This is a genomic window from Phenylobacterium sp. (assembly GCF_044372605.1).
Taxonomy (GTDB): Bacteria; Pseudomonadota; Alphaproteobacteria; order Caulobacterales; family Caulobacteraceae; genus Phenylobacterium.
In genome coordinates this window covers 1-4,447 of sequence record NZ_JBILRO010000266.1, presented here as the reverse complement: position 1 = coordinate 4,447, position 4,447 = coordinate 1, and the positions used below count along the sequence as shown (strand labels likewise).

The 4,447-nt window shown below is 65.5% G+C and carries 4 protein-coding genes; 2 read left to right on the top strand and 2 right to left on the bottom strand.

Annotated features, from left to right (window positions below; all coding sequences use genetic code 11):
* Window positions 1–745 (bottom strand): dTDP-4-dehydrorhamnose reductase (gene rfbD / locus ACIQ42_RS16380; protein WP_397423315.1); only part of this gene is annotated, 745 nt, incomplete at its 3' end.
* A gap of 186 nt (window positions 746–931) precedes the next feature.
* Between rfbD and ACIQ42_RS16375 the strand changes: the two genes are divergently transcribed.
* Complete coding sequence (locus ACIQ42_RS16375) at window positions 932–2,413, top strand: MATE family efflux transporter (protein ID WP_397423314.1); 1,482 nt, start codon at window positions 932–934, stop codon at window positions 2,411–2,413.
* Here ACIQ42_RS16375 and ACIQ42_RS16370 read toward each other — a convergent pair.
* Window positions 2,370–3,626 (bottom strand): serine hydrolase domain-containing protein, encoded by a 1,257-nt coding sequence (locus tag ACIQ42_RS16370; RefSeq protein WP_397423313.1) that lies wholly within the window; start codon window positions 3,624–3,626, stop codon window positions 2,370–2,372. The two genes, ACIQ42_RS16375 and ACIQ42_RS16370, sit on opposite strands and share 44 nt — an antisense overlap.
* A 57-nt stretch (window positions 3,627–3,683) precedes the next feature.
* On the opposite strand from ACIQ42_RS16370, the gene ACIQ42_RS16365 reads away from it, so the two are divergent.
* On the top strand, window positions 3,684–4,447 hold a 764-nt coding region (locus ACIQ42_RS16365), incomplete at its 3' end, for a crotonase/enoyl-CoA hydratase family protein (protein WP_397423312.1).

Genomic DNA, 4,447 nt, shown 5'->3' with positions numbered 1-4,447 from the left:
TGGTGATCGCAGCCACCTCAGGCGCATTGTCGCCCATGGCCTCCGCAAAGATCGCCACCGCCAGGCCGCGCCAGCTCACTTCGCCGCTGTTGGCGAAGTGCAGGATCCCGAATGCCGGGTCGCCAGCCTTCGCCGCCGACAGCCGTTCCGCGTGGGAGAGGATGAACCCCGCAAGGTCCGCCGCCGAGGTGGGCCTGCCACGCTGGTCGTCGACCACGCGCAATGGATTTCCCGCCGCGCCAACCCTCAGCATGGTCTTCACGAAGTTCTTGCCGTGGGCCGACACGACCCAGGATGTGCGGATATTCACCGCCCGGTCGCAGGCCGCCAGCACGGCACGCTCGCCTTCCAGCTTGGTCAATCCATAGATGTTCAGCGGATGGGTGGCGGCGTCCTCGGCATAGGGCGCGCCGCCCGCGCCATCGAACACATAGTCCGTCGAGATGTTCACCAGCGCGGCCCCCAGGGCTCCGCAGGCGCGCGCGATGGCGCCCGGCGCCGCAGCATTGATTGTGCGCGCCAGGTCCTGTTCGGTCTCCGCCAGATCCACAGCCGTATAGGCCGCAGCGATCACCACCAGATCCGGGGCGATCTCGACGACCTTGCGGGCCGCAGCCTCCGGATCGGCCAGATCACAATCGGCGCGGGACAGGGCGGTAATCGCCACATCGTGAGCCGGCGCCTGGCGCAGCAGCTCCGTCGCCAGCTGGCCGGTGGTTCCGAATTGCAGGATCTTGAGCGCCATTCAGTCGTCATAGCGCGAAATGAAAACCCCTCAAGACTCCCTCGATGGTCGATTGGGGCAGCGCGCGCATCCTAGAATCGGTATGTGAACTCAAGTCATGGGCCGGGTGGGCCCGTGTTTCGCACCTGGAGAACGACGGTGGAGGCTCGAACGGACGGGATGCGACAACCGGGAGGGCCGCCCGCCATGGGCCGCCGCCGGGGTCCCGACCTCACCACCGGCCCCATCGGCAAGACGCTGATCCTGTTCGCCCTGCCGGTCATGGGCACGAACATTCTGCAGTCCATGAATGGGTCGGCCAACGCCATCTGGGTCAGCCACGTACTGGGCGAGTCGGCTCTGACGGCGATTTCCAACTCGAACCAGATCTTCTTCCTGATGATGGGCGCGATGTTCGGCATGAGCATGGCCGCCAACATCATGATCGGTCAGGCAGTGGGCGCCGATGATCGCGCACTGGCCACCCGCGTGGTCGGCACGGCGACCCTGTTTTTCCTGGCGATATCCGTCGTCGTCGGCATTGCGGGCTTTACGCTGACGCCGGCCATTCTGGCGGGCATGGGCACGCCGCAGGGCGCCCGCGAGCTGGCCACCGCCTATCTGCGCATCATCTTCGGCGCCATTCCGATCATCTACTTCTTCACCTTCCTGATGATGGGCCAGCGGGGCGCCGGAGACTCGCGGACGCCATTCTACTTCTCGCTGATCGCCGTGGTCTTTGAGATGAGCTTGAATCCGCTGCTGCTGATCGGCGTGGGGCCGTTTCCGCGGCTGGGTATCGTCGGGTCGGCAATCGCCACGCTCATCGCCCAGGGCACGACCCTGGCCGTGATGATCGCCTGGCTCTATCGCAAGAAGAGTGTTCTGGTGCTGAGCCGTGCCGAATGGCGCGCTTTCCGGCCGGACTATGAGGTCGCCAAGGGGCTCCTGTTCAAGGGCCTGCCCATGGCGTTCCAGATGATGGTCATCAGCCTGGCGGCGGTGACCATGATGAGCTTCGTGAACTCCTATGGCGTGACCACCGCGGCGGCATATGGCGCGGCCGTGCAGGTCTGGACCTATGTGCAGATGCCGGCCATGGCGCTGGGCGCTGCCGTGTCATCCATGGCGGCCCAGAACGTGGGCGCGGGCAACATGGAGCGGGTCGGCAAGATCGCCCGGGTCGGGGTCCTCTACGCTGGGGTCTTTTCGGCTGTGCCGATCGTCCTGATCTATCTGCTGGACCCGTTCATTCTGCAGGCATTCCTGCCGGCTTCCAGCCCGTCCCTGCCGGTCGCCATCCACATAAACTCCATTGTGCTCTGGGGTTTCATCCCGTTTGGGATGGCCTTCATCTTCACCGGCATCGTGCGCGCAACCGGTGCCGTCTGGCCGCCCCTGATCGCCATGGTGATCGCGCTCTGGGGCGTTCGGGTCCCGCTCGCCAACATCCTCGAGCCCATGCTGGGCGCCGACGCCATCTGGATCAGCTTCCCGGCCGGCAGTCTCATGAGCCTGGTGCTGGCCGCCGCCTACTATCGCTGGGGCGGCTGGCGGAAATCGCGGATGCTGCAAACACGCCCGAATGGTGACGCCGCCGACACCGGCATGGCGACGCCAGCCAGCGTCGAGGCGACGGAAACCATCAGCCATACGTCTCCATCAACGCCGAATAGGCCAGTGTCCTGAGTTCACGCCGGATCGGATAGGTCGACGAAGGCAGAAGCTGGGTCATGAACACCGCTGTCACCTGCTCCAGCGGGTCGCACCAGAACGCGGTGGAGGCCGCGCCGCCCCAGTAGAACTCGCCCTGGCTGCAGGGAATCAACGTCTGAGGCGGATCAAACACCACCGCCACACCCAGGCCAAAGCCCACGCCGGCATTGGTGCTTTCCGAGAACAGCGATCGCGACAGCTCGGTCAGGTCCTGTCCGCCGGGAAGGTGGTTTGACGCCATCAGATCGACGGTCTTGGGCGCCAGGATCCGCACGCCATCCAGTTCACCCCGATTGGTCAGCATGGTGGCGAACCGCATGTAGTCGGCCGCTGTGCCCACCAGTCCGCCGCCGCCGGACAACAACTTCGGCGGCGCGAGGTAAGGGCTCTTCGTCGGGTCGTCCTGCAGCTTCATCTTGCCGCCGGGCGCGGCCTCATAGCAGGCGGCGAAACGGGCCCGCTGGTCTTCACGAACATGGAACCCGGTATCGACCATCTTCAGCGGGTCAAAGATGCGCTCCTGCAGCGCCTGGTCCAGCGGTTTGCCCGAGACCTTCTGGACCAGATAGCCGACCACATCTGTCGCCACCGAATAGTTCCAGGCCTCGCCCGGCGAGAACTCCAGCGGCAGCTTGGCCAGCATCTGGATCATCGCTTCCAGATCATGTTCGCCATGCATGTTCTCCAGCTTCAGCTTGCGATAGGCGGCGTCGACATTGGTGCGGTTCTGAAAGCCGTAGGTCAGGCCCGACGTGTGACGCATCAGGTCGACCACCTGCATCGGTCGGGCCGTCGGCGTGGTCAGCCAGGGGCCGACACCGGCGGCGAAGACCCCGAGGTTCGCCCACTCCGGAATGTGCTTGGCCACCGGATCATCCAGCGCGATCAGCCCCTCTTCCACCAGCGTCAGCAGCGCCACGCAGGCCACCGGCTTGGTCATGGAATAGAGGCGATAGACGCTGTCCTCGGCCAGTTTGACGCCGCGTTCAGGATCCTGCTGACCCAGTACCGACTGGTGGACCACTTCTCCATCGCGGGCGAGCACGAACTGGGCGCAGGGCATGCGGCCTGAGGCCACATACTTCTCCTGCAGGAAGCGATCGATCCGCTGCAGGCGATCCTTGGAAAACCCGTGCTGCTTGGCCTTGCCCATCTTCTTCCCCTTCATGAACCTTCGAAGGCTCATTTGCCCTTGCCTTACGTGCGGTCGCAAGCGCGAGCGTGCGCTTGGGAGGGCCCGTCCATGTCAACTGTAAGCTCGGAACGCGACGGGCGCATTGCGATCATAACAATTGAGCGCCCGGAGCGCCGCAATGCGGTCGATGGCGCAACAGCGACCGCGCTGTACGACGCTTTCAAGGCGTTTGACGCCGATGACAGCCTTGATGTGGCGGTGCTGACAGGACGCGGGGGTTACTTCTGCGCCGGCGCGGATCTAAAGGCGATCAGCAGCGGATCCGGCAACCCGGTAAAATCCGACGGCGACTTCGGGCCGATGGGCTGTACGCGGCTCAAGCTGGGCAAGCCGGTGATCGCGGCCGTCGAAGGTCCGGCGGTGGCCGGCGGACTGGAAGTGGCTTGCTGGGCCGACCTGCGGGTGGCGGCCGAGGGGGCCACCTTCGGCGTATTCTGTCGCCGTTTCGGTGTGCCCCTGATCGACCTGGGCACCGTGCGACTGCCGCGCCTGATCGGTGCCTCCCGCGCCATGGATCTGATCCTCACCGGGCGCGCGGTTTCGGCCCAGGAGGCCCTCGACATCGGCCTGGCCAACCGGCTGGCACCCGAGGGCGGTGCCCTGGCCGCCGCGCTGGAACTGGCCCGCCAGATCAGCGCCTTCCCGCAACTGTGCATGCGCAATGACCGGCTCTCCGCGCTGGAACCGTGGTCGCTGAGCTGGGATGAGGCCCAGGCGTTCGAGGTCAAGGTCGGCCTAGAGACCCTGCGCACCGGCTCCGCCGTCGAGGGCGCCAGCCGGTTCGCGGCCGGCGAGGGGCGTTCAGGTCAGTT

Bases quoted from the DNA above. Each gene is read 5' to 3' on its own strand.
- ACIQ42_RS16375 (WP_397423314.1), top strand. From the start codon at position 932: ATGGGCCGCCGCCGGGGTCCCGACCTCACCACCGGCCCCATCGGCAAG.
- ACIQ42_RS16370 (WP_397423313.1), bottom strand. From the start codon at position 3,626: ATGAGCCTTCGAAGGTTCATGAAGGGGAAGAAGATGGGCAAGGCCAAG.